Source organism: Brucella sp. LJL56, from assembly GCF_054871705.1.
Map to the genome: position 1 here is coordinate 346,648 of NZ_JBTXLQ010000002.1, position 24,629 is coordinate 371,276.

Genomic DNA, 24,629 nt, shown 5'->3' on the forward strand with positions numbered 1-24,629 from the left:
ATCTGGTGGGAGACTGGATAAGTGTTGTTATGGTAGCCAACACCGCGTTCTGAGTTGCAATCGGCTACAAGATTGGGAGGAGGCTTAAAAATGCATATTGCAATCATCGGCGCTGCAGGCATGGTCGGATGCAAACTGACACAACGCCTCTCAAAAGATGGGCATCTCGGCGGGAATCCCATTGAAAAGCTTACGCTTATCGATATCGTTGCAGCAGAACCTCCAGTCGGCTTTGCCGGATCAGTCGATACCCTGGCAGCAGATATATCCACTATGGAAACTGCCCAAAGCATCGTGTCAGCACGCCCCGACATCATCTTTCACCTTGCGGCAATCGTATCGGGTGAAGCGGAACTCGATTTCGACAAGGGATATCGAATCAATCTGGATGGCAGCCGCCATCTGTTTGATGCCATCAGGCTTGCACACATTGCCGATGGCTATAAGCCGCGTGTGGTCTTCACATCGTCCATAGCAGTTTTCGGCGCCCCGCTCCCCCACCCTATCCCCGATGAGTTCCACACGACTCCATTGACGAGTTACGGCACGCAGAAGGCAATCAGCGAACTTCTGTTGTCGGACTACACCCGGCGCGGCTTCTTCGATGGTATCGGCATTCGCCTGCCGACGATCTGCATACGTCCGGGCAAACCGAACAAAGCAGCTTCCGGCTTTTTCTCCAACATCCTGCGTGAGCCGCTCTCCGGGCAGGAAGCGGTCTTGCCTGTTCCCGAAGATGTCCGACACTGGCATACTTCGCCGCGGTCAGCGGTCGGCTTTCTGGTCCATGGAGCCACCATCCATACGGAAGCGGTGGGAGCACGCCGCAATCTTTCCATGCCCGGTCTCAGTGCGACAGTAGGCGAACAGATTGAAGCATTGCGCCGTGTTGCTGGTGAATCGGCCGTAGGGCTGATCCGCCATGAGCCGGACGAAATGATCATGCGTATGGTTGCCGGCTGGGCTCCCGGTTTCGAGGCAAAACGCGCGCAGGCTCTTGGTTTCACCGCAGAAACATCCTTTGATGAGATCATTCGTGTTCACATCGAAGATGAGATGGGAGGCAAACTTTGACGCGCAGGATTGCATTTCTTGGGACTGGCCTGATGGGCGCGCCGATGGCTGGTCGTCTTCTGAATGCTGGCTTCGGCGTAACAGCCTGGAACCGGAATAGCGCCAAGTTAGCCTCTCTTGGCAGAAAAGGTGCCAAACTCGCCCAAACCGCCGCCGAGGCGGCAGAGAACGCCGATATAGTCATCACCATGTTAACCGATGGCCCGGCAGTACGCGACGTTCTTTTCGACCAAGGGGTTGCTGCCGTCATGAAAAATGGTAGCACCGTCATCGACATGAGTTCAATTTCGCCCGACTTTGCCCGCGAACATGCTCAGCGTTTGCAGGCCGTTGGCATCAATCATATCGATGCTCCGGTTTCAGGAGGCGTGGTGGGAGCACAGGAAGGTACGCTTGCCATCATGGCTGGAGGCGATGAGGCGGTCATTGCCGAACTCGCTGATGTTTTCAAACCAATGGGACGCCTTACCCGCGTCGGCCCATCTGGTGCCGGTCAACTGGCAAAACTCGCCAATCAGCAGATTGTTGCCGTGACCATCGGAGCGATTGCGGAAGCAATGGTTCTTGTCGAAAAAGGTGGCGGTTCGCGCTCAGCGTTCCGCGACGCCATCCGCGGCGGCTTCTGTGAAAGCCGCATTCTCGAACTGCACGGCAAGCGGATGATTGATCGTAATTTTGAGCCGGGCGGCACATCGCGTATTCAGTTGAAAGATCTCAATTCGATCCTCAAGACTGCGGACGACCTATCGTTGAACTTGCCGTTGACCGAGGCCGTACGCGATGCCTTTGCCGCTTTCGTGGAAGAAGGCGGTGGCGAAAAGGATCATAGCGCCCTGCTCCTTCATCTCGAAAAACTTAATGAAGGCGGAAAGAGCTAGTACACACGCAATCCGGTTGCGTTGGGAGGTGCAATGAAGATTATCGCAGTCGAAACGATCCGCATAGCCGAACGGCCAAACCTGTTGTGGGTCGAAGTTCATACGGATGAAGGAATTACCGGGCTCGGTGAAACTTTTTTCATGTCCGAGACGGTCGAGTCCTACTTGCACGAATATGTGGCACCGCGTGTTCTGGGGCGCGATCCGTTGCAAATCGATCTGCTAGCCTCTGACCTTGTGGGTTATCTCGGATTTCGTTCAACCGGTGCCGAAGTGCGTGGGAACTCCGCGTTCGACATCGCCTTGTGGGATCTTTACGGTAAAGCCGCGAACCTTCCGATCGCCCAGTTGCTCGGCGGCTTCAGCCGTCAATCCATCCGCACATACAATACGTGTGCCGGAACAGAATACATAAAGAAAGCGACTGGCCAGCGGTCCACCAATTATGGCCTTGCAAATGCAGGAGCCAATTATGACGATCTCAATGGCTTCCTGCATCGTGCAGACGAACTTGCGCTCTCGTTGCTGGACGAGGGCATAACGGCAATGAAAATCTGGCCGTTCGACATGGCGGCGGAGAAAACACGCGGGCAATATATTTCCCAGCCTAATCTGAAAGCGGCATTGCAGCCTTTCGAAAAAATCCGTGCGGCCGTCGGTGATCGCATGGATATCATGGTTGAATTCCATTCCATGTGGCAGCTTCTACCGGCCATGCAGATTGCGCGAGAACTCGCGCCATTCAAGACCTTCTGGCACGAAGACCCGATCAAGATGGACAGCCTTGGCAGTCTTAAACGTTATTCGGAAGCAAGCATTGCACCGATCTGTGCCTCCGAGACCTTGGGAAGCCGTTGGGCGTTTCGTGATTTACTCGAAACGGGCGTCGCAGGCGTTGTCATGCTCGACTTGAGTTGGTGCGGTGGTCTGTCAGAAGCCCGCAAGATCGCAGCGATGGCAGAAGCCTGGCATCTTCCGGTAGCACCACACGATTGTACCGGTCCTGTCGTTCTGTGTGCTTCAACGCACCTGTCGCTCAACGCACCGAATGCACTTATTCAGGAAAGTGTACGCGCATTCTACAAGACCTGGTATCGCGATCTTGTTACGGCCTTGCCCGAAGTAAAGGGTGGCATGATTACGGTTCCCCCCGGAGCAGGACTAGGGATGGAACTCAATCCGGAAATGGACAGGGCATACACTGTCAGTCGAAGAAAAACAGATCGATCTAATTTTTGAGTTTAGCGCGGTCTGAAGGCTGGACTCAACTCCAGACTGCTAATAATAATATTACTATTGTTGTCAGACATCCTGACAACATATGACCAACGGGAAACGGTCATGCATTGGGAGGATATCTGTGCAAGACAAGCGTGAACTGAGAGCAACGGCGATTTTACCTGAAGACAACCATTCTGCGGTTTTGATCGGCCGAGCATGGTCAAAAGCAGAAAATGGCCCCTGTCCGGTACTGGTGAAAGACGGTCATCTGCACGATTTATCCGGCTTGTCGGCTACTGTTTCAGGTCTTCTGGAACGTAATTCGTTAGTAAACGAATTAAAAAATACGGACAGCTTCCCAAACCTTGGCTCACTCGACGATTTTCTTTCCGGCAATCGCGGGGAGTTGCTAGCTCCCATCGATTTGCAGTCCATAAAAGCAGCAGGCGTCACCTTCGCTGACAGCATGCTCGAACGCGTGATTGAGGAACAGGCAAAGGGCGACCCTTCCCGCGCCCGCGAAGTTCGTGAACGTCTCGCCCCCGTTATTGGCGACAGTTTGCGGGGTGTCGTGGCTGGCTCCGAAAAAGCAGCGGAGGTCAAAGCGCTCCTCCAGGAAATGGGGCTATGGTCCCAATATCTGGAAGTGGGCATTGGCCCAGATGCAGAAATCTTCACCAAATCCCAACCTATGTCCGCCGTCGGATGCGGTGCAACTGTCGGTATTCTACCGATTTCGCAATGGAACAATCCCGAACCTGAAGTCGTATTGGTCGTCGCTTCAGACGGACGCATTATTGGCGCAACCCTCGGCAATGACGTCAATCTCCGAGACGTCGAAGGGCGTTCGGCTCTCCTGCTTGGCAAAGCTAAAGATAACAATGCATCCTGCGCTATCGGGCCATTCATTCGTCTGTTTGACGGTGAATTCACCATGGATGTATTGCGCAAGGTCAAGCTGTCGCTGACAGTCCACGGAGCGGACCGCTTCGAAATGACGGGCGAAAGCCCGATGGAAGCAATCAGCCGCGACCCGGAAAATCTCGCATCACAGATGATGAACCGCAATCATCAGTATCCAGACGGCGCTGTATTATTCCTCGGCACAATGTTCGCTCCCGTCAAGGACCGTCGTGGTGCTGGACAAGGCTTCACGCACGAAGTCGGTGACCGCGTTGAAATATCCACTCCCAAGCTCGGGCGACTCGTCAACTGGGTCGACCGCACCGACAAATGTCCGGAATGGACATTCGGCATCAGGGCGCTGATCCAGAATCTACAAGCCCGCGATCTGCTCGATAAAGTCTGAGGGCGGACATATGACGAAAGCCATCGACCTCTTCTACAAGATACTTGGCGCAATTCTCGTCTTCCTCCTCGCCGGAATGGCTATCATGGTCTTCGTCAACGTGATTTTGCGCTACGCCGCAAATTCCGGACTGACCGTATCGGAAGAACTTTCACGTTATTTCTTCGTCTGGGTAGCGTTTCTCGGCGCTGTTCTCACCTTTCGAGAGAACAGCCATCTGGGTATTGAGTCCCTCGTTGCTCGCTTCGGGCGACAAGGCCGTATCACGTGCATGGCAATCAGCTATCTGATCGTCATGTTGTGCTCGGGAATCTTCTTTTGGGGCACGTGGAAACAATTCGACATCAATGCCAGCATGGTTGCACCTGTAACGGGCCTTTCGATGATCTGGGTATATGGCGTCGGGCTATTCACAGGCAGTGCGATGTTCATCATCGCTACAGAGCGTTTCTTGAGGGCTGTCACCGGTCGCTTGACCGATGAGGAAATTGCCACCTTTGCGGGCGAACACTCACTCGACCATCTTATGGAGTAGACGACATGACACTTGTAGTATTTGTCGGCTCGCTCCTCGGCGCCATGGCCATCGGTGTTCCGATCGCATTCTCGCTTATGTTCTGTGGTGTCATTCTCATGTTGTACATGGGGATGTTCAACACGCAGATCATCGCGCAGAACATGATTGCTGGTGTAGACTCATTCACCCTTTTGGCCATCCCATTCTTCATTTTGGCCGGTGAACTGATGAATTCAGGCGGCTTGTCCCGTCGTATTATTGATTTCGCCATAGCTTGTGTGGGCCATATTCGCGGCGGCCTCGGTGTCGTTGCAATTCTCGCGGCGATCATCATGGCAAGCGTATCGGGTTCGGCCGCTGCCGATACTGCGGCGCTTGCAACGATCCTCGTACCCATGATGGCGAAGGCTGGCTATAATATTCCGCGCTCTGCCGGATTGATGGCAGCCGGTGGCATCATCGCGCCGGTTATTCCGCCATCAATGGCAATGATCGTGTTCGGTGTTGCCGCCAATGTATCGATCACCCAGCTTTTCATGGCAGGCATCGTGCCGGGCCTGATGATGGGTCTCGCCCTTCTCTTCACCTGGCAGATTGTTGTCAGAAAAGACAATCTAAAAGTACTTCCGAAGCAATCCGGTAAAGATCGGCTGCAAGCGACCGCGCGCGCGCTATGGGCGCTCGGTATGCCAATCATCATCCTCGGCGGCATTCGGATGGGTGTCATGACGCCAACAGAAGCAGCCGTGGTAGCCGCAGCCTATGCCCTCTTTGTCGGTATGTTCATCTATCGCGAATTGAGATTTATCGATCTCTATGGTGTTCTTTTGCGGGCCGCCAAGACGACATCCATCATCATGTTTCTCGTTGCTTCGGCGTTGGTTTCGTCGTGGCTAATCACGGCAGCAAATATTCCGGCCGAAATTAGCAGTTATATCGCACCGTTGATCGATAGTCCGAAGCTATTGATGTTTGCAATCATGATTCTGGTTTTGGTTGTCGGAACGGCATTGGACCTTACTCCGACAATTCTAATCCTGACCCCGGTCCTAATGCCGATCGTCAAACAAGCGGGCATAGATCCGGCCTATTTCGGTGTCCTGTTCATCATGAACAACAGTATCGGGCTTATCACTCCGCCTGTGGGCGTAGTGCTGAACGTAGTGAGCGGCGTCTCAAAGGTGCCGCTTGGAAAAGTGGTCGCTGGTGTCAATCCGTTCCTGATTTCACAGGTGATCGTATTGCTATTGCTGGTTCTGTTTCCAAGTCTGGTACTCGTACCCATGAACTGGCTTCATTAGGATTAACATCAACTCTGGGAGGAGAGTTCAATGAAAAAACTGATCATGCTAGCAACGACCGCCGTTGTGGCGGGAGCGCTTACCGTCCCTGCACTTGCCGAGTTTCGGGATCGCAACATCCGCGTCTCGAATGGTATTAATGAGGATCATCCCGTCGGCAATGGCATAAAGGCCATGAATGAATGTCTTGCAGAGAAGTCCGGCGGCAAGATGAAGATAACCGCTTTCTGGGGTGGAGCGCTGGGTGGCGATTTGCAGGCAACGCAGGCGCTACGTTCCGGTGTACAGGAAGGTGTGGTTACGTCGTCGTCACCGCTCGTCGGCATCGTTCCGGCACTTGGCGTTTTCGACCTGCCGTTTCTCTTCGCAAATGATAAAGAAGCAGACGCTGTCGTCGACGGTTCGTTCGGGAAGATGATGGACGAAAAATTGGCAGCCGTCGGCCTCGTCAATCTTGCCTATTGGGAGAACGGGTTCCGGAATCTTTCGAACTCAAAACATCCGGTCAATAAGTGGGAAGACTTCAGCGGCATGAAAGTCCGCGTGATGCAGAACAACATCTTCCTCGATACGTTCCAGAATTTCGGTGCCAATGCCACCCCTATGGCTTTTGGTGAAATCTTCTCAGCACTGGAAACAAAAGCTATCGACGCACAAGAAAACCCTTACGTCACGATCGATACATCAAAATTCTATGAGGTACAGAAATTCGTCACGGAAACGAAACACGCCTACACGCCGTTTCTGTTTTTGTACTCCAAGCCGATCTTCGACACATACTCGCCGGAAGAACAGGCGGCCTTGCGTGAATGTGCAGTTGTCGGCCGCGACGTCGAACGCAAGGTCATTCGCGAACTGAACCAGAAGTCTCTTGAGAAGATTAAGGAAGCGGGTCTGGAGGTGAACACGCTCTCACCGGAAGAGCATGCCCGCATGCTTGAGAAGTCCCAGCCGATCTATGCCAAGTACAAGTCCCAGATCGGCGACGATGTCATCGATGCGGTACAAAAGCAGCTCGGTGAAATCCGCAAATAATAAAGCCTGAACCAAATAATAGGCCGCGCTCATCGCGCGGCCTATTCTGACAATTCAAGCATCCTTCAGACAATTATTCACCCGTTCAGCCAGCTTGCGAGTGCGCGCAAGACTGTGAGCTTGTTCGGTACTGAAACGCTTTCGCCGAATTCCATAAATTTCTCAGTTAAGCGGAATAGCGTTTCCATCTTTACTGGCCTGATATGTCCGGGACAATTCATCGTATTTGGCGAAAATGGCGTCCAGCCTTTTGCCGAGGCGCGACCGATCGGCGTCCGGTAGAGATGCAACCATCTTAGGAATCGAATGACTATGCCAGAAAGCATTATCGCGGTTGTACCCGCCTGGCTCCAGCGTGAAGACTTCTTTGAGAATCTTCAGATCGTGCGGAATTGAAAAAGCATCTCGTGAATCTTCATGGCTGAAGAGATAGTAGAAATTGTCGAAACCGCTCCAAGTGATGGCTGAAAGACACATCGAACAAGGCTCGTGGGTAGAAAGAAAGACCATATCCTTGGGGTCTGGACGTCCGTTCGCCGGCATCTCGTAGAAGCGCTTCAAAGTATGCACTTCGCCGTGCCAGAGCGGATTTTCAGTCTCATTGTTGGTTTCAGCAAGAACAAGAGATAGATCTGATTTGCGCAACAAGGCCGCACCGAACACCTTGTTGCCTTCCGCAACTCCTCGTTCAGTCAGTGGAATAACATCCTGCTCGATAACGTCGATCAGTTTTTCCAGCAGTTTCAGTTCATCTGTTTGCACAGTCCTGTTCCTCCCGATATTGCAGAACAAGCGCCGGACCAATTCAACCCGGCGCTTTTATTGTCACTCCGCAAAGAATGCGAAGCGGATGACGAAGAGCGCGGCAACCAGCCATGTAGCGAGATGAATGTCCCGTGCGTTGCCAGTGAAGGCTTTAAGAACGACATAGCTGATGAAGCCGAAGGCCAAGCCGTTGGCAATCGAGTAGGTGAACGGGATGGCCAAAGCCGTCAGCGCTGCAGGTGCAGCTTCCGTTACATCGTGCCATTCGATCTCGGTCAATTCACGCATCATCAAGCAAGCGACGTAGATCAGAGCCGGTGCAGTCGCATAAGCCGGAACTGAACCGGCAAGCGGCGAAATGAACAAGGCTGCAAGAAACAGAAGTGCGACAACCAAAGCTGTCAGGCCCGTACGGCCGCCAGCCTGAACACCCGATGCACTTTCGACATAAGCCGTCGTAGAGGAAGTACCGAGAAGCGAGCCGCCAAGAATTGCAGTACTATCGGCAAAAAGGGCACGTCCGAGACGGTTGGGTTTGCCTGGTTCGATCAGACCGCCCCGCTTCGCCACACCAATCAGCGTGCCGGTAGCATCGAAAACTTCAACCAGAACGAAAACCAGAATGACATGCAGAATGCCGGTATGCAGAGCGCCCATCACATCAAGCTGGAGGAAGGTCGGCGCAAGGCTCGGAGGAGCCGAGAAGACACCACCAAACTGGCTGATGCCAAGAGCGATCGATGCCACTGTGACGACAAGAATACCAATAAGGATCGCACCGCGAACTTTCAAAGCATCCAGCACGGCGATGATGAAGAAGCCGGCAATAGCCAGCAGTGGACCAGATTTCGTCAGATCCCCAAGCCCGACCAAAGTTGCTTCATTGCCAACGACGACACCAGCGCTTTTCAGACCGATCAGGGCCAGGAACATGCCGATACCCGCAGCGATCGCACTTCGCAGCGAATGCGGAATACCTTCAACCAGCCAGCGGCGTATGCCTGTCACGGTCAGGAGAAGGAATATAATACCGGAAATGAAAACGGCACCCAGCGCCTGCTGCCAAGAAAAACCCATCGCCCCTACAACGGTGAACGCGAAGAAGGCGTTGAGACCCATGCCTGGCGCCATGCCGATAGGCCAGTTCGCAACCAGCGCCATGATGATCGAGCCGAGAGCTGCCGCTAGGCAGGTGGCAACGAAAACAGCGTTTCGATCCATACCTGTCGTGGACAGAATGTCCGGATTTACGAATATGATGTAAGACATGGTCAGGAAGGTCGTCACGCCGGCGATAATTTCCGTTCTCGCCGTAGTGCCGTGTTCCTGCAATTTGAACAGCTTTTCGAGCATCGTCCCTCCAAGGCAAGCGCCCGTCAATTGGCACCTCAGTTCGCGTGAAATCACGACGCGCAACCTGTTGCGCTTCGCAATGTGTCGAACTGAAGCAACCTATGCGATTGCCATAATGTTAATTGCCGCTGCAGATTTGCAGTCGGACATGTTCCCCATACACCCATCACGGACAAAAGCACAGTTCTGCCGTGTGTATGCCAGTTTGTTGACATGATTTAGTGTGGACTGAGATCTCGCTGTGCGCCAGCCACTCATTTGTCGGGAAATATTTGAAACAGATTCAAAAAAGATAGTTCGCGAGAGTGCGTTATTTTTTCTAACTGACTGATTGAAATTGGCTTTGTAAGAGCAATGCCGTGCCGTACATGCCAAGCGCAAAAACCGTATGCGCAATAAGGTTGAGGTAGCGGACATTGCGAGCGTTCGGCAATTTGGAAGCTGCCCAACCGATTCCCAAACCGGGTTGCAGCAAAAACCATCCTGCCGCCACTGTCAGAATTCCAAAAATCCAGACCGGTAGAAATACGGGGTCCGCGAACCATTCCGAGCCACCATAAATGGCAAAGACGACACCGTAAAGGATACCGACGGCATAATGTCCAATCCACCCAAGCGCTATTTCGTGCCCATAAGGTTCGGCGTCGGAAATATCGTCGTGAAAAATTTTCCCGTGGCGAAGATGCCAGAACCAGCGGCCAACCAATCCCCAATTGGGGCGTGTCTGCCCGGGCATTGCACCCAGCAAAAGTGCCCACAAGTCCATTACGACCGTTGCGCCGATTCCAATCAGAATCCCACGCCAGATAATGTCCATGATGTAACTGCCTCTGCGTCATCGGGTGGCCAGATAAGCCGGAGATCACCCGACGCGCAAGAGGTAGATATACGTGCACTCCTGCATTTTTCACAATGCCTTTAGCAATCACTTCGGATACTGAATGCAATAAATTCCGGCAATAGACATCGCTATGAAATAAGAGGCGATGAAGAACGGCAAATTTACCGCAGCTACAACGGAAGAATCCCATCTTCATCGCCTGCCCCCGCAGATATAAGCTGACGGAAAATTGGCCCGACGACAATTGCTACCTGTCCCAAAATGGTACGGATTGCGTCTCATTAGCGATGTGTGACCGAAGAATAAGCAAACGAGGATTTCAAGCTGATGCCTGAATATAAAAGAGGCATCACACGACCGGAGACTGAAGGGTTCTGATCAAAGAATTAATTAAATGAGCAATCCATAAAACAAAAGCGCCGGGACTGGAGACCGACGCTTTGTTACTTTATTCGATTTATACTTACAGGGCGATCCTTCGAGAGACACGCCATAAGTTATTACTTACCGAAAACGGCGCTATGAATCTGCGAACGCGAAACACCGATGTCGGCAAGAAGGTGGTCGTCCATAGCACCAAGCTCACGGATAGCGCGGCGGCGGGATACGAACTGCTGTACTTTCTGACGAATGTTCATTTGCTTTCTCCTCGTTTGGATGATTGCTAAATAGGCGTTTGCCTAAATTTCCACCACGGATATGATTGCAAACGAGGCATGCGTTTTTGCTTGAGCTCGCAACCTTGAAAAGGCCGAATTTACTTCTCTTCAAAGCAATGGCTCGCTTATAGACTTAAATGCGGAATTTCCGAAATGTCTTTTGCCAATAGGCTTCTAATCGATTAATGGAGCGTTCGGAACGAACTCCTCCCCCGTTTCTTTCGGACATCGTCATGCTTTATGGTATTTTTCTCGCATTTGCGTCCTATGCGGCATTCGCCGTCAGCGATGCCTGCGTCAAGTTTCTTGATGGCACGCTGTCGCCTTACGAAGTTGCTTTCTTCGGCGCTGTACTTGGTCTACTTGCCATTCCCTTTACAAAAAAAGCTGGCGATGTCTGGCTCGATATGTTTCGCACAACCAATATCAAAATGTGGTTGCTGCGTACCGTGACCGCTGCAATGGGAACGATAGGCAGTGTTACAGCATTTACGCATCTGTCCATGGCGGAAGCCTTCGCGCTCATTTTCCTCCTGCCGGCATATGTGACAATACTTTCTGTCGTGTTCTTGAAGGAGCAAGTTGGCTGGCGGCGATGGTCGGCGGTTCTGATTGGCTTTGTCGGCGTGCTGATTGTACTCCGCCCCGGCTTCAGGGAGCTCTCAATCGGCCACCTCGGAGCGCTTGCGGCCGGTATGGGTGGCGCGATGAGCATCATCATCTTCCGTGTCATGGGCAAGCACGAAAAGCGCATATCGCTCTATACGAGCGGACTGATCGGACCCATCATCATCTGTGGCGCATTGATGGTTTCCTCATACGAAGCGCCAAATACCGAGCAATGGGTTTATCTCGCAGGATATGGCCTTCTCGCCGCGCTTGCCAACATCCTGCTGATACTCGCGGCCCAACGCGCGCCGGCAAGTGCGATTGCCTCCCCACAGTATAGCCAGATGATATGGGCGATCCTTTTCGGATATTTTGTCTTCCACGATCATATAGACACGCCGATGCTGATCGGCATTGTTCTCATCACCATTTCCGGGCTCTTCACTTTCATCCGCGAAAGGCAACGGGGCGTCAAAGGGCCTCCTGCTGTTGCCACATCGGAACCGACCCCGGCACTTGTAGAAGACAAAATGGAGCAATCTTGAAAGCAGGTAATGACAACTTCGCGCTTGTCTACGGCATTGCCTCCTCCTACGATATAGGTAACCTGTATATGATCGATGAAATTATGTTTCAGTTAGAAGTGCTTAGGACATTGATCTGATCCAAAGCTGTCGAGACGCGTTCCAAGCATTATTCCGATAACAACCTGTGTCTGAATGCGCTCTGACGCAGGCAAAAACATGAGAACTGATACTGTTAAAGGACTAGGGAAATGACCGATAAACGGGCGATGTGGACTTATTACAAGGGCGAATGGCGTGAGGGCGATGTTCGCATTCTCGGTGCGGCCTCACAAGCGACCTGGCTTGGTTCGCTGGTATTTGACGGCGCACGCCTCTTTGAAGGTGTAACACCGGACCTTGATCGTCACTCTGCACGCGCCAATGATTCAGCCCATGCCCTGGGCCTGGAACCGACGCTATCCGCCAACGATATCGAGGCACTCGCACGTGAGGGCCTGAAAAAGTTCGCGCCGGGTACGGATGTTTATATCCGCCCCATGTACTGGGCAGAAGAAGGTGACACCAGTACAGTCGCGCCGCTTGCGTCATCCACGGATTTTGCGCTCTGCCTTGAAGCGATCCCTATGGTCGAGCCGAAGGGTTTTACAATCACCACGACATCATTCCGGCGACCGTACCTGGAAGTCATGCCGGTCAATGCTAAGGCCGCCTGCCTTTATCCGAACAACGCACGTATGCTGCGTGAAGCAAAAGCAAAAGGCTTTCACAACGCATTGGTGACCGATGTTCTCGGAAACGTCGCCGAAACTGCAACCTCGAACGTCTTCATGGTCCGAGATGGCGAGGTGTTCACACCGGTTCCCAATGGCACATTCCTGAACGGCATCACTCGTCAGCGTGTACTCAATCTGTTACGCGAAGCAGGTATCTCCGTTCACGAAACCACTTTGAAGATTGACGATTTCCGCGAAGCTGACGAAATCTTCTCAACAGGTAATATGAGTAAAGTCGTGCCGATTATCGGGTTTGATGATCGCAAACTTGAATATGGACCACTGACGAAACGCGCTCGTGCTCTTTATTGGGAATGGGCTCACGCCTGATCTCCAAACAATACATCTCCGGCCCAACGACCGGAGATGTGTTCCTACCTCCGCAAAAGATAACCTCACCATCATATGATCGAACATACGCCCCTGTTCCTGGCAATCGCAGTGATTGCAGCATTTCTCGTCGGGCTTTCAAAAGGCGGATTACCGTCGGTCGGTACGCTTGCCGTTCCCTTGATGGCACTTGTCATATCTCCAGTCACCGCAGCCGCACTTCTGCTCCCGATCTATGTCATCAGCGACATGTTCGGCCTGTATCTTTATCGCCATCACTTTTCCGCACGCAATCTTGCGATCCTGACACCAGCGGCAATTCTGGGCGTCGGCATAGGCTGGATGTTCAGCGCACATCTGTCTCCCACATTCATTGGAATGCTGGTCGGGTTGGTCGGCATCCTTTTCTGCTTCAATGCGTGGTTCGGCGCGCGTTATCGTAAAAAGGCACGAAAGGCGGATGTTCCCGGCGGCATTTTCTGGGGCGTAATCACAGGCTTGACCAGCTTTGTCTCTCATTCCGGCGCACCACCGTTTCAGATGTATGTGCTGCCGCAGCACCTTCCAAAACTGGTTTTCGCTGGTACATCGACCATTCTTTTTGCCATCGTCAACGCCGTAAAGCTGGTGCCTTACTGGCAGTTGCAACAGTTTTCCAATCTCGACACATCACTTGGTCTTTGGCTCGTCCCTGCCGCTGTCATTGGCACCTTTGTCGGCGCCAAGCTGACCCGGATCATGCCGGATGGCCCATTTTTCCTCTTGGTACAGATGACCTTGTTCGGGCTTTCCATCAAGCTGATTGCCGATTGGATCGCGCCTTATTTCTTCGGTTGACGACGTGCGGCCGCAGCTTGCAACAAATCAGCCCTTCGGTCACGATGCACTTATCAAGCGCTTTTTGGAGAGAGGAAGCGGGGATGGAGGATGCAGACGCCATTATCATTGGAGCAGGACTAGCCGGACTTGTCGCAGCGCATGAACTGACCGCTGCTGGGCGCAAAGTCATTCTTCTCGAACAAGAAGGTGAGAATTCCATTGGCGGACAAGCGTTCTGGTCACTCGGTGGACTGTTCATGGTCGACAGTCCCGAACAGCGTCGCCTTGGCATAAAGGACAATATCGATCTCGCGCGGCAGGATTGGTTCGGGTCGGCACAATTTGATAGGCCCGAGGATCATTGGCCAAAGCGCTGGGCCGCATCCTATCTGGAGTTCGCCGCCGGCGAAATGCGACCCTGGCTGCATAGTCTAGGCATGCGCTGGTTTCCCGTTGTCGGCTGGGCAGAACGTGGCGGGGCGAGAGCAGATGGTCACGGCAACTCAGTACCACGTTTTCACGTGACCTGGGGCACTGGGCCAGGTGTCGTGGCTCCATTCGAGCGATCACTCCGTGAATCGATCAACAAAGGACTCATAACCTTAAAATGCCGCCATCGAGTCAATAGCATCGCCACTACCGGCGGACGAGCCAGTGGAGTTTACGGCGAAGTACTGGCACCCTCGACCGTTGAGCGTGGGCAATCTTCATCGCGGGACAGCGCGGGAGAGTTTGCCTATTTCGCTGACTGTGTAATCGTCACATCTGGCGGCATCGGCGGCGACCCGGATAAGATCCGGAGAGCCTGGCCACGCGACAGGCTCGGCAATCCACCGAAAGAAATGGTGTTGGGTGTACCAGCTCATGTGGACGGGCGAGGCATCGATATCGCTGTGGCTGCAGGCGGTCACGTCATCAATGCCGACCGCATGTGGCACTATACCGAGGGACTCCGGAACTGGGAGCCCATCTGGCCGAACCATGGTATTCGTATTCTACCGGGACCATCCTCAATGTGGTTTGACGCCAAAGGTAATCGTCTTCCTGCCCCCTATCTCCCGGGGTTCGATACGCTTGGTACGCTCAAGCACATTCTTTCGACCGGCTACGACTATTCCTGGTTTATTCTGACCGAGAAAATCATCCGCAAAGAATTCTCTCTGTCCGGATCGGAGCAAAATCCGGATATTACCGGCAAAGACTGGAAGCTCTTACTGAAAAGCCGCCTCGGCAAAGCACCGCCACCGCCAGTCAAAGCGTTCCTGGAAAACGGAGCCGATTTCCTTACAGCCGGAACTCTGCAAGAACTCGTTGCAAAAATGAATGGCTTGACGGGAGAAAATCTTCTCAAACTCGACCATATCCGCGATCAAATCGAAGCACGGGATCGCGAGATAGTGAACCGTTATTCCAAGGATGCTCAAGTGATGGCGATACACAATGCCCGAGCTTATATCGGTGATCGTCTCACGCGTGCTGTACCGCTACACCCGCTGCTGGCCCCTTCGAACGGGCCACTTATTGCCGTCAAACTGCATATTCTAACGCGCAAGACACTTGGCGGGCTGCACACGGACTTGGACGCGCAAGTGCTGAACGAGGCTGGCGAAAAGATACCCGGACTATATGCAGCAGGCGAAGCTGCCGGCTTCGGTGGGGGCGGTTACCATGGTTACAATGCACTTGAAGGAACGTTTCTCGGCGGCTGTATATTTTCCGGTCGAGCGGCCGGTCGTGCAGCCGCTGCGGCAACATCGCTGTAATTCCCGAACAGCCTGAGGCGCAACATCAACTCAGGCCGTTTCGCCTTCGACCACATTCCATATATGAGTTTTTTATTTTTTTGCGTCGTGCCTGCTCTCGAAACCCTATGCAGAGCAGCAACATAATGCCCCTGTAAGAAACAGGGAGCCCTTTCGGGCAATTCAGGCATGACTATGGATTTCGCCGTCCTTGCAATTGGCATCGTCTTTTTTGCGCTAGTGTTCGGCTATCTACGCATCTGCGAAAAGCTCTGAGGCGCGCCATGATGATTGAATACATCGCTGGCGCTTTGGTTGCAGTCTTCATAGCCGCCTACCTCCTTTACGCGCTTATACGACCGGAGCGGTTCTAAGCCGGTCTCCGGCCAACCGCGTAACTGGCAGCCATTCAGGCCTCGGAAAAAAACCATGACACTTAATGGATGGATTCAGATTCTCGTTTTTTGCGGGATTATCATTTTGCTCGTCAAGCCGCTCGGCGGCTACATGACGCGCGTTTTCAGCGGTGAACGGACGTTCCTTTCACCTGTCCTCGTTCCTGTGGAGCGCGGGCTTTATCGTCTCGCAGGCACAAGCGAACGAGAAGAACAGCACTGGACGACCTATGCTACCTCCCTGCTGCTATTCAACCTTGCCGGTTTTCTGCTGCTTTACATGCTGCAACGATTTCAGGGTTCCCTGCCCTTCAATCCGATGGGTATGAGCAACGTTCCGGCAGATCTCGCCTTCAACACCACTGCTAGTTTTGTCACCAATACGAATTGGCAGAACTATGGTGGAGAAAGTACCATGTCCTACCTGACTCAAATGGTGGGGCTGACGGTGCAGAACTTTGTTTCGGCCGCAACAGGCGTTGCCATTGCCATAGCGCTCATTCGAGCGTTCTCGCGCAAATCCATGAAGACACTCGGAAATTTCTGGGTCGATCTTACGCGATGCACGCTCTACATCCTCCTGCCGCTCTGCATCGCGCTTACGTTGGCGTTCGTCAGCCTGGGCGTTCCGCAAACAATTAGCGCTTATGCCGAAGCTACGACGCTGGAAGGCGCAAGACAGGTGATCGCACTTGGACCGGTTGCTTCACAGTTGGCCATCAAGATGCTTGGTACCAATGGGGGCGGCTTCTTCAATGCCAATTCCGCGCATCCCTTCGAGAACCCCGATGCCATCTCCAACATGATCCAGATGGTTGCGATTTTTGTCATCGGCGCTTCACTGACAAACGTCTTCGGGCGAATGGTCGGTAACGAGCGTCAGGGATGGGCGATCTTTGCTGCCATGGGCATATTGTTCGTCGCAGGTGTCGCAATCTGCTACTGGGCAGAAGCTGCTGGCAATCCCCTCATCCATGCGCTCGGTATTGATGGCGGCAACATGGAAGGCAAGGAAACGCGCTTCGGCATCGCAATGTCTGCGCTTTTCGCAGTCGTCACAACCGCTGCGTCATGCGGAGCAGTTATCGCCATGCATGACAGTATGATGGCGCTGGGCGGAATGATCCCCATGATCAATATGATGCTGGGAGAGATCATCATCGGCGGTGTAGGTGCAGGCTTCTACGGTATCGTCCTGTTCGTGGTCGTTGCCATTTTCGTGGCCGGACTGATGGTTGGACGCACTCCCGAATATCTGGGCAAGAAAATCGAAGCCAAGGAAGTGAAAATGGCGATGCTCGCCGTTCTCTGTCTACCGTTGTCCATTCTGGGCTTCACGGCCATCGCTTCGGTTCTTCCGACAGGTCTGGCCTCCATCGCCAACCCTGGACCGCATGGTTTCTCGGAAATCCTCTACGCCTATACTTCAGGCACCGCGAACAATGGTTCCGCCTTTGGCGGCCTGTCCGGCAATACGCCCTGGTACAATATCACCATTGGTCTTGCCATGCTGATGGGCCGATTTCTCGTGATTGTTCCAGCACTTGCGATAGCCGGTTCGCTTGTCGCCAAGAAAGCGGCCCCGCAATCCGCAGGCACGTTCCCTACAACCGGGCCGCTTTTCGTCGGCTTGCTGATCGGTGTCATTCTTGTGGTTGGAGGTCTGATTTTCTTCCCCGCACTGGCGCTTGGCCCAGTTGCCGAGCACCTCGCGATGATCAAGGGACAGATGTTCTGATGCTCAGGCCTTCTAGCTGCATTCTCTCGATTCTTCTGGTAACGACCGCCCTTCTTCTCGCGGTTCAGCTTGCCGGACTAATCTAAGTTTTCCGAACGGAAAAGTATTCTCACTGGAGCCTCTGTTATGAGCCAGTCCAAATCCGCGAGCGTTCTCGATGCCCGCATCCTTTTACCCGCCATTGGCGATGCCTTTCGCAAGCTCAATCCCAAGAGTCTTGCACGTAATCCGGTGATGTTCGTGGTTGCAGTTGTTTCGCTGCTGACGACTTTGCTGCTCCTGAACGACGTTGCTGCCGGCAATCCCGATGTCGGCTTCTCATTCCAGATCGTCCTATGGCTGTGGTTCACCGTGCTGTTTGCAAATTTCGCCGAGGCCGTCGCCGAAGGCCGCGGCAAAGCACAAGCGGATTCATTGCGTCGGACACGGACTGAAACGCAAGCCAAACTTCTGGACGGTCCGGAAGGGCCAAGCTGGAAAAGCGTACCGGGAACGAGCTTAAAAGTCGGTGATGTCGTTCTCGTTGAAGCCAACGACATCATCCCTTCGGATGGCGAAGTCATCGAAGGGGTTGCGTCCGTTAATGAAGCCGCCATTACCGGGGAGTCTGCACCAGTCATCCGCGAATCCGGTGGAGACCGTTCTGCTGTTACCGGTGGAACACAGGTTCTTTCAGACTGGATCAAGGTTCGCATCACTGCGGCACAAGGTTCGACTTTCATCGACAAGATGATCAGTCTGGTAGAAGGTGCCGAACGTCAGAAAACGCCGAATGAAATAGCGCTCAACATTCTGCTTGCAGGCATGACGCTGATATTCGTTTTGGCCGTTGTTACCATCCCGAGCTTTGCGACCTATGCAGGTGGCTATATTCCTGTAACGGTGCTGGTTGCACTCTTCGTCACTCTGATCCCAACTACGATCGGCGCTTTGCTTTCTGCTATTGGCATTGCAGGCATGGACCGTCTCGTTCGGTTCAACGTGCTTGCCATGTCCGGTCGTGCGGTTGAGGCCGCAGGTGACGTCGACACGCTTCTTCTCGACAAGACGGGCACGATTACTCTCGGAAACCGTCAGGCGACTGTGTTTGCACCTGTGAGCGGCGTAACCGAGCAGGCGCTTGCCGACGCAGCGCAATTGGCCTCACTTGCGGACGAAACACCAGAGGGCCGCTCCATTGTTGTGTTGGCCAAGGAAAAATACGGGTTGCGCGGGCGTGACATGCAGGGGCTTCACGCGCATTTCGTGCCCTTTACCGCGCAAAGCCGCATGAGCGGTGTCGATATCGAAGGTTCCATCATTCGCAAAGGTGCTGTCGATGCTGTGCTTGCTTATGTAGGCCAGAATAGGCGCGCCGATGAAAAAGCGGTTTCGGAACTGCAATCCATCGCTGACACAATCGCTAAAGCGGGTGGCACGCCGCTCGCTGTTGCCAAAGATGGACTTCTTCTCGGTGTCGTGCACCTGAAAGACATCGTCAAAGGCGGTATCCGTGAACGCTTCGCAGAGTTGCGCCGCATGGGAATCCGCACGGTTATGATTACCGGTGACAACCCGATGACTGCAGCGGCCATCGCCGCTGAAGCGGGTGTTGACGACTTTCTTGCGCAGGCAACACCAGAAAACAAGTTGTCGCTGATCCGCGAGGAACAGGCCAAGGGCAAACTTGTTGCAATGTGCGGCGACGGCACCAACGACGCCCCTGCTCTTGCGCAGGCCGATGTCGGCGTGGCCATGAACACCGGTACAGTTGCCGCACGCGAAGCCGGAAATATGGTCGATCTCGACAGCGATCCCACCAAGCTCATCGAAATCGTTGAAATCGGCAAGCAATTGCTGATGACGCGAGGAGCGTTGACGACCTTCTCCATCGCCAATGACATTGCAAAATATTTTGCGATCATCCCGGCAATGTTTCTGGCGTTCTATCCCCAACTCGGTGCGCTTAACATCATGGGGCTCGCTACGCCACAAAGCGCCATTCTGTCGGCCATCATCTTCAATGCCTTAATTATTGTGACCCTGATCCCGCTTTCGCTGAGAGGCGTTACCTACAAGCCGGTCGGTGCAGGAGCACTCCTCTCGCGCAATCTTCTGATCTATGGCCTGGGCGGCATCGTCGTGCCGTTCATCGGCATCAAGATCATTGATATGGCAATTATGGCTCTTGGCCTCGCATAAGGATTTGCAAAAATGCTGAAACAGCTTCGTCCAGCGCTTGTCATGATAGTTTCGCTTACTGTCATAACCGGGTTGCTTTATCCGCTTGGCATGACAGGTATCGTCCAAGCGATCTTTCCAGCCAGCGCCAATGGCAGTCTGATCGAAAAGGACGGCAAAATCGTCGGTTCCGAGTTGATTGGCCAGAATTTTACCGATGACCGTTATTTTCACGGTCGACCATCTGCCGCAGGGAAAGACGGCTATGATGCCGCAAGCTCCGGCGGCTCCAATCTTGGCCCGACCAATCCAAAACTCATCGAACGTATTAAAGCCGACGCTACCGCTTTAGTGCAAAGCGAAGGCTCTGCGCCGCCGCCGATCGACCTCGTAACTGCATCTGCAAGTGGTCTCGATCCGCATATTTCACCGGAATCCGCATTCTATCAGGTGTCTCGTATCGCAAAAGCACGGGGGATAGATGAAACTGCATTACGCGGAATTGTCGAGCAACAGGTTGAAGCCCGTGAACTCGGCTTCCTCGGTGAACCAGTGATCAATGTTTTGAAGCTGAACCTTGTTCTGGACAGGACCGGCACCAAGTAGAATAACTGACGGCGGCATGATTTGCCGCCCCTTCTTTTCAGGAGCTTTGCTTGACATCGGATGCCCTGCGCTTTGGCGATAACAGACCGTCACCCGATGCTCTGCTTGAACAGGCGGAACGCGAGACGCGTGGCCGCCTGAAAATATTTCTCGGTGCCGCGCCAGGTGTCGGTAAAACTTATGAAATGCTGATGTCCGGCCGCGCGCGCAAAGCCGATGGAGTAGATGTGGTCATCGGCGTGGTCGAAACCCACGGACGCGCTGAAACCGAAGCCCTGACAAACGGGCTTGAGATCGTCCCGCGTGCACAAGTGGCCTATCGTGGTCATCTTCTCGATGAGATGGATATCGACGCAGTGCTCGTCCGCAAACCACAACTGGTTCTAGTGGATGAACTGGCGCACACGAATGCGCCGGGCAGCAGACACCCTAAACGCTATCAGGATGTCGAGGAAATTCTGGCGCGCGGGATCGATGTTTATACAACGCTCAATATCCAGCACGTCGAAAGCCTCAACGATGTTGTGGCGCAAATCACCCGCATCCGCGTGCGTGAAACCGTGCCAGACAGTATCATCGACCGAGCCGACGATATCGAACTGATCGATCTCACGCCGAACGATCTCATCAAGCGTCTCAATGAAGGCAAAATTTACCTTCCCAAGACTGCGAAACGGGCGATCCGCAATTACTTTTCGCCCGGAAATCTGACAGCGCTACGAGAACTGGCGCTGCGTCGTACCGCCCAGCGTGTGGACGAGCAACTTCTCAGCCATATGCGAGCCCATGCTATCGAAGGGCCGTGGGCCGCTGGCGACCGCATATTGGTTGCCATCGACGAGCGTCCCCGTAGTGTATCGCTGGTGCGTTACGCGCGTCGGCTTGCAGATCGTCTTCGTGCACCATGGGCCGCCATCCATATAGAAACGGCACGGTCTGCCGGACTTACCGAACAAGCAAAGGATAGGCTTGCAACTGCGTTGAGACTGGCCGAACAGCTTGGCGGAGACACAATCGTCATTCCAGGCCAGTCGGTCGCCGAAGATATTGTACGCTACGCCTCGGCTCACAACTTCACCCAGATTGTCGCCGGAAAATCAATAAAATCACGCTGGCGGGAGATGATTGACGGCTCCATAGCACGCGAACTGGTCCGGCTCTCCGGCGCTATTGATATTCATATAACTGCGGGTGTCGACGTTGAAAACGGAGCGCCAACCCGCAAGGTAAATACCGCCACTCAAAGAACATCGCCTGACATTGGGCCGTATCTGATCGGCATCGCGATGACAGGCATTGCGCTTGTTGCAGGATTATTGCTTGAACAGTTTCTGGATGTGCGCAGCATCGCACTGGTGTTTGTTGTTGGCGTGCTTGGCGTCGCAGTCACTCTTGGTCTCTGGCCAGCGCTTTTTTCATCCCTTCTTAGCGCATTTGCCTATAATTTCTTCTTTCTTTCGCCACTCTACACGCTTTCTATCGCAGATCCCGAAAGCGTCGTGGCTCTGATTTTCTTTCTGTTTGTGAGTTTCATTGCCAGCAATCTGGCAAGCCGGGTCCAGCGCCAGGCCGCAGCAGCACGACAGCGCGCGCGCATGACGGAAGATCTGTATCTTTTCAGCAAAAAGCTCGCAGGGACCGGCTCACTCGATGATGTGCTATGGGCCACCGCATTCCAGATCGCATCGATGCTCAAGGTACGAGCCGTGATCCTTTTGCCTGAAGGTAATAGCATCGCCGTCAGGGGCGGTTATCCGCCGGATGACACTTTGGATGACGCCGATATCGCCGCCGCACACTGGACCTGGGAACACGATCTTCCAGCGGGGCGCGGGGCTAATACTTTACCGGGTGCCAAACGCCTCTATTTACCTCTCAAAACCGCGAGGACATCGGTAGGCGTCATCGGTCTCGACAATGATCGCGCGGGCCCTATCCTCACGCCTGAACAACAACGCCTCTTTGAAGCTTTGGCCGATCAGGCCTCAATTGCGATCGAACGCGTTCAGCTTGTCGGTGATGTAGAGCAAGCGAAACTTGCTGCGGAAGCTGACAAGCTGCGTTCAGCCTTGCTCACCTCGATTTCACACGATCTAAAGACTCCTTTGGCAGCTATTCTGGGTGCAGCGACGACGCTGCGCGACTATTCTGCATCGTTGCCAGATGCCGATCGTTCCGAACTGGTGGCAACAGTGGTCGACCAGTCGGAGCGCCTGAATCGCTTCATTGCCAACCTCCTCGATATGACACGGATCGAAGCGGGTGCTATGAAGCCCAATCTATCATTTCACTACGTAGGCGACCTTATCGGAGCCGCCCTCAATCGTGCAGCCAAAATATTAGCTCATCATCAGGTGAACGTTGTCGTTCCAGTCGACCTGCCGATGGTTCAGCTTGATGCCGTCCTGTTCGAACAGGCATTGTTCAACTTGTTCGACAATGCAGCCAAATACGCGCCGCAGAATTCCTCCATTACAATTGCAGTTCGCGCCGATCCGTCTCGTATCACGCTGGAAATCAGCGATCAGGGTCCCGGTATTCCGCCGGCCGATCTGGAGCGCGTGTTCGATACGTTCTATCGTGTGCGCAAAGGTGACCACGTGCAGGCTGGAACTGGGCTGGGTCTTCCCATTGCTCGCGGTTTCATCGAGGCGATGGGAGGCTCCATCCGGGCAGGCAACCAGCATGAAGGTGCCGGTGCTATATTTACAGTCACACTACCCGTGCTCGTTGACGAAATTGACAGGAACTCATGAACGATCTGAAATTGAAAATTCTTGTTGTTGACGATGAACCTGCTATCCGCAAACTATTGCGGGTGGGGCTGACGACGGAGGGCTATACCGTCGTAGAAGCAATGAATGGTGGTGAAGCCGAGGAGCGTATAGGGACAGAAAAGCCGGATATTGTGCTTCTGGATCTTGGACTTCCCGATACTGATGGGCATGCGTTGCTGCAACGCTGGAGAGAAAATGGTATCGTTTTGCCCATTCTTATCCTCTCTAGCCGTACCGACGAAGCAGGAATCGTCCGTGCGCTGGAAGATGGCGCCGATGATTACGTCCCAAAACCGTTCGGTATGAAGGAGCTCGCCGCGCGTCTGCGTGTCGCGTTGCGTCATCGGCTTCAACAGCAGGGCGAAAAGCCGCTTTTCCAAAGCGATGGTCTGATGGTCGATCTCGTTCGCCGCCTTGTGAAAGTAAATGGGGAAGAAATTAAGCTGTCGCCAAAGGAATACGACATTCTGCGTCTACTCGTACAGCACGCCGGAAAAGTGCTGACCCATCATTATATTCTCAACCAGGTCTGGGGACCAGCCGCGGATGTACAGTATATCCGCATCTATGTCCGGCAACTGCGGCAGAAGATTGAAAAATCCCCGGATCAGCCGCATTATATTCTAACCGAAACGGGCGTGGGCTACAGGCTGCGCGAAGCTGATCCAGCTCTCTGAGATAGCGGGAACCAAGGCTTTGCAGAAGCGTTGGTTGCCAAACAACCAAAGTGACGGAGGCAAGCGTGGTTGAGCTGGTAAACAATATCGAGAACTTGGAATTTATAATCGCCAAAGCTCGGGAATATGACGTTCAGGTTCCCGCAGTTGATGAAGAATCCGGATCTAATGCCAGCGACGACAGTGAAGTTGACATTCTCGACGCTTCACTGGCAAATCCTACCCGCAAGGAGCTTTTTGCTGCCATACGGTCTCTGAACATTGATGAACGGCAGGAATTGCTGGCACTTATGTGGGTGGGGCGCGGCGATTTCAGCGCCGAAGAATGGGACGAGGCCCTCTCAACTGCTGCTGATCGCGATAATGGCCGCGAAGCCAAATATCTCATTGGCACGCCGCTTCTCGGCGATTATCTCGAAGAAGGTTTGGTTGCTCTCGGCTTCGACGTCGAAGCCTACGATAATGAATAAGAAAAATTGATGTTTCCATGCACCCTTCTGTTTTGACGCTGCTGAATCCGGGC

22 protein-coding genes are annotated in these 24,629 nt (G+C 53.5%); 18 read left to right on the forward strand and 4 right to left on the reverse strand.

Annotated elements, in window-relative coordinates; all coding sequences use genetic code 11:
- The first annotated feature begins 90 nt into the window (after nucleotides 1-90).
- The 7 genes from denD to ACYSN1_RS10275 all read left to right on the forward strand — a co-directional run bounded on the left by denD (nucleotide 91) and on the right by ACYSN1_RS10275 (nucleotide 7,335).
- The gene (gene denD, locus ACYSN1_RS10245) at nucleotides 91-1,074 is read left to right on the forward strand and encodes a D-erythronate dehydrogenase (RefSeq protein WP_461725569.1); all 984 of its coding nucleotides are present in this window, start codon (nucleotides 91-93) and stop codon (nucleotides 1,072-1,074) included.
- Nucleotides 1,071-1,952, forward strand: coding sequence for an NAD(P)-dependent oxidoreductase (locus tag ACYSN1_RS10250; protein WP_461725570.1), 882 nt, complete (start codon nucleotides 1,071-1,073; stop codon nucleotides 1,950-1,952). The genes denD and ACYSN1_RS10250 overlap by 4 nt, the downstream gene beginning before the upstream one ends.
- 33 nt (nucleotides 1,953-1,985) lie before the next feature.
- Nucleotides 1,986-3,191 (forward strand): mandelate racemase/muconate lactonizing enzyme family protein, encoded by a 1,206-nt coding sequence (locus ACYSN1_RS10255; protein ID WP_461725571.1) that lies wholly within the window; start codon nucleotides 1,986-1,988, stop codon nucleotides 3,189-3,191.
- Nucleotides 3,192-3,312: 121 nt separating this feature from the next.
- Nucleotides 3,313-4,482 carry a fumarylacetoacetate hydrolase family protein gene (locus ACYSN1_RS10260; protein ID WP_461725572.1) on the forward strand — a complete coding sequence of 390 codons (1,170 nt, stop codon included), beginning with the start codon at nucleotides 3,313-3,315 and terminating at the stop codon, nucleotides 4,480-4,482.
- Between the two features lie 10 nt (nucleotides 4,483-4,492).
- On the forward strand, nucleotides 4,493-5,017 hold the full coding sequence (locus tag ACYSN1_RS10265; protein ID WP_140019054.1) for a TRAP transporter small permease: 525 nt from the start codon (nucleotides 4,493-4,495) through the stop codon (nucleotides 5,015-5,017).
- A gap of 5 nt (nucleotides 5,018-5,022) precedes the next feature.
- Nucleotides 5,023-6,300, forward strand: a complete 1,278-nt coding sequence (locus ACYSN1_RS10270; protein ID WP_461725573.1) for a TRAP transporter large permease — start codon at nucleotides 5,023-5,025, stop codon at nucleotides 6,298-6,300.
- A 30-nt stretch (nucleotides 6,301-6,330) separates the two neighbouring features.
- Nucleotides 6,331-7,335, forward strand: a complete 1,005-nt coding sequence (locus tag ACYSN1_RS10275) for a TRAP transporter substrate-binding protein (RefSeq protein WP_461725574.1) — start codon at nucleotides 6,331-6,333, stop codon at nucleotides 7,333-7,335.
- 162 nt (nucleotides 7,336-7,497) lie between these two features.
- Here the strand turns inward: ACYSN1_RS10275 and ACYSN1_RS10280 are convergent, their stop codons facing one another.
- From ACYSN1_RS10280 to ACYSN1_RS10295, 4 genes are all read right to left on the reverse strand, one after another.
- Entirely contained in the window at nucleotides 7,498-8,097 is a 600-nt protein-coding gene (locus ACYSN1_RS10280) for a nucleoside deaminase (protein ID WP_461725575.1), read from the reverse strand.
- A gap of 63 nt (nucleotides 8,098-8,160) precedes the next feature.
- Nucleotides 8,161-9,453 (reverse strand): NCS2 family permease, encoded by a 1,293-nt coding sequence (locus tag ACYSN1_RS10285; protein WP_461725576.1) that lies wholly within the window; start codon nucleotides 9,451-9,453, stop codon nucleotides 8,161-8,163.
- 319 nt (nucleotides 9,454-9,772) lie between these two features.
- The gene (locus tag ACYSN1_RS10290) at nucleotides 9,773-10,273 is read right to left on the reverse strand and encodes a DUF2938 domain-containing protein (protein ID WP_461725870.1); all 501 of its coding nucleotides are present in this window, start codon (nucleotides 10,271-10,273) and stop codon (nucleotides 9,773-9,775) included.
- A gap of 521 nt (nucleotides 10,274-10,794) precedes the next feature.
- Nucleotides 10,795-10,932 carry a DUF1127 domain-containing protein gene (locus tag ACYSN1_RS10295; protein ID WP_010658957.1) on the reverse strand — a complete coding sequence of 46 codons (138 nt, stop codon included), beginning with the start codon at nucleotides 10,930-10,932 and terminating at the stop codon, nucleotides 10,795-10,797.
- 254 nt (nucleotides 10,933-11,186) lie between these two features.
- Here ACYSN1_RS10295 and ACYSN1_RS10300 point away from each other — a divergent pair, with 254 nt between their 5' ends.
- From ACYSN1_RS10300 to ACYSN1_RS10350, 11 genes are all read left to right on the forward strand, one after another.
- Nucleotides 11,187-12,107 (forward strand): DMT family transporter, encoded by a 921-nt coding sequence (locus tag ACYSN1_RS10300; RefSeq protein WP_140019049.1) that lies wholly within the window; start codon nucleotides 11,187-11,189, stop codon nucleotides 12,105-12,107.
- A 230-nt stretch (nucleotides 12,108-12,337) separates the two neighbouring features.
- Entirely contained in the window at nucleotides 12,338-13,192 is an 855-nt protein-coding gene (locus tag ACYSN1_RS10305) for a branched-chain amino acid aminotransferase (protein WP_461725577.1), read from the forward strand.
- Between the two features lie 75 nt (nucleotides 13,193-13,267).
- A complete protein-coding gene (locus tag ACYSN1_RS10310) occupies nucleotides 13,268-14,029 on the forward strand; it encodes a sulfite exporter TauE/SafE family protein (protein ID WP_461725578.1) in 762 nt (253 codons plus the stop codon).
- An 83-nt stretch (nucleotides 14,030-14,112) separates the two neighbouring features.
- The gene (locus ACYSN1_RS10315) at nucleotides 14,113-15,774 is read left to right on the forward strand and encodes an FAD-binding dehydrogenase (protein WP_461725579.1); all 1,662 of its coding nucleotides are present in this window, start codon (nucleotides 14,113-14,115) and stop codon (nucleotides 15,772-15,774) included.
- 266 nt (nucleotides 15,775-16,040) lie between these two features.
- Nucleotides 16,041-16,127 (forward strand): K(+)-transporting ATPase subunit F, encoded by an 87-nt coding sequence (gene kdpF / locus ACYSN1_RS10320; RefSeq protein ID WP_235894817.1) that lies wholly within the window; start codon nucleotides 16,041-16,043, stop codon nucleotides 16,125-16,127.
- A gap of 55 nt (nucleotides 16,128-16,182) precedes the next feature.
- Nucleotides 16,183-17,886 carry a potassium-transporting ATPase subunit KdpA gene (gene kdpA, locus ACYSN1_RS10325; RefSeq protein ID WP_461725580.1) on the forward strand — a complete coding sequence of 568 codons (1,704 nt, stop codon included), beginning with the start codon at nucleotides 16,183-16,185 and terminating at the stop codon, nucleotides 17,884-17,886.
- A gap of 126 nt (nucleotides 17,887-18,012) precedes the next feature.
- Nucleotides 18,013-20,067 (forward strand): potassium-transporting ATPase subunit KdpB, encoded by a 2,055-nt coding sequence (gene kdpB / locus ACYSN1_RS10330; protein ID WP_461725581.1) that lies wholly within the window; start codon nucleotides 18,013-18,015, stop codon nucleotides 20,065-20,067.
- Between the two features lie 12 nt (nucleotides 20,068-20,079).
- Nucleotides 20,080-20,652 (forward strand): potassium-transporting ATPase subunit KdpC, encoded by a 573-nt coding sequence (kdpC, locus tag ACYSN1_RS10335; protein ID WP_461725582.1) that lies wholly within the window; start codon nucleotides 20,080-20,082, stop codon nucleotides 20,650-20,652.
- 50 nt (nucleotides 20,653-20,702) lie between these two features.
- Entirely contained in the window at nucleotides 20,703-23,408 is a 2,706-nt protein-coding gene (locus ACYSN1_RS10340) for a DUF4118 domain-containing protein (protein WP_461725583.1), read from the forward strand.
- Nucleotides 23,405-24,106, forward strand: coding sequence for a response regulator transcription factor (locus ACYSN1_RS10345; RefSeq protein ID WP_461725584.1), 702 nt, complete (start codon nucleotides 23,405-23,407; stop codon nucleotides 24,104-24,106). Before ACYSN1_RS10340 ends, ACYSN1_RS10345 begins: the two co-directional genes overlap by 4 nt.
- A 65-nt stretch (nucleotides 24,107-24,171) precedes the next feature.
- The gene (locus tag ACYSN1_RS10350) at nucleotides 24,172-24,576 is read left to right on the forward strand and encodes a DUF3775 domain-containing protein (RefSeq protein ID WP_461725585.1); all 405 of its coding nucleotides are present in this window, start codon (nucleotides 24,172-24,174) and stop codon (nucleotides 24,574-24,576) included.
- Nucleotides 24,577-24,629 lie beyond the last annotated feature (53 nt).

Excerpts from the sequence above, each read along its gene's own strand:
- ACYSN1_RS10310 (WP_461725578.1), top strand. The coding sequence starts at position 13,268 with ATGATCGAACATACGCCCCTGTTCCTGGCAATCGCAGTGATTGCAGCA.
- ACYSN1_RS10345 (WP_461725584.1), top strand. The coding sequence starts at position 23,405 with ATGAACGATCTGAAATTGAAAATTCTTGTTGTTGACGATGAACCTGCT.
- denD (WP_461725569.1), top strand. The coding sequence starts at position 91 with ATGCATATTGCAATCATCGGCGCTGCAGGCATGGTCGGATGCAAACTG.
- kdpB (WP_461725581.1), top strand. The coding sequence starts at position 18,013 with ATGAGCCAGTCCAAATCCGCGAGCGTTCTCGATGCCCGCATCCTTTTA.
- kdpF (WP_235894817.1), top strand. The coding sequence starts at position 16,041 with ATGATTGAATACATCGCTGGCGCTTTGGTTGCAGTCTTCATAGCCGCC.
- ACYSN1_RS10265 (WP_140019054.1), top strand. The coding sequence starts at position 4,493 with ATGACGAAAGCCATCGACCTCTTCTACAAGATACTTGGCGCAATTCTC.
- kdpC (WP_461725582.1), top strand. The coding sequence starts at position 20,080 with ATGCTGAAACAGCTTCGTCCAGCGCTTGTCATGATAGTTTCGCTTACT.
- ACYSN1_RS10305 (WP_461725577.1), top strand. The coding sequence starts at position 12,338 with ATGACCGATAAACGGGCGATGTGGACTTATTACAAGGGCGAATGGCGT.
- ACYSN1_RS10270 (WP_461725573.1), top strand. The coding sequence starts at position 5,023 with ATGACACTTGTAGTATTTGTCGGCTCGCTCCTCGGCGCCATGGCCATC.
- ACYSN1_RS10255 (WP_461725571.1), top strand. The coding sequence starts at position 1,986 with ATGAAGATTATCGCAGTCGAAACGATCCGCATAGCCGAACGGCCAAAC.
- ACYSN1_RS10285 (WP_461725576.1), bottom strand. The coding sequence starts at position 9,453 with ATGCTCGAAAAGCTGTTCAAATTGCAGGAACACGGCACTACGGCGAGA.
- kdpA (WP_461725580.1), top strand. The coding sequence starts at position 16,183 with ATGACACTTAATGGATGGATTCAGATTCTCGTTTTTTGCGGGATTATC.
- ACYSN1_RS10275 (WP_461725574.1), top strand. The coding sequence starts at position 6,331 with ATGAAAAAACTGATCATGCTAGCAACGACCGCCGTTGTGGCGGGAGCG.
- ACYSN1_RS10295 (WP_010658957.1), bottom strand. The coding sequence starts at position 10,932 with ATGAACATTCGTCAGAAAGTACAGCAGTTCGTATCCCGCCGCCGCGCT.
- ACYSN1_RS10315 (WP_461725579.1), top strand. The coding sequence starts at position 14,113 with ATGGAGGATGCAGACGCCATTATCATTGGAGCAGGACTAGCCGGACTT.
- ACYSN1_RS10300 (WP_140019049.1), top strand. The coding sequence starts at position 11,187 with ATGCTTTATGGTATTTTTCTCGCATTTGCGTCCTATGCGGCATTCGCC.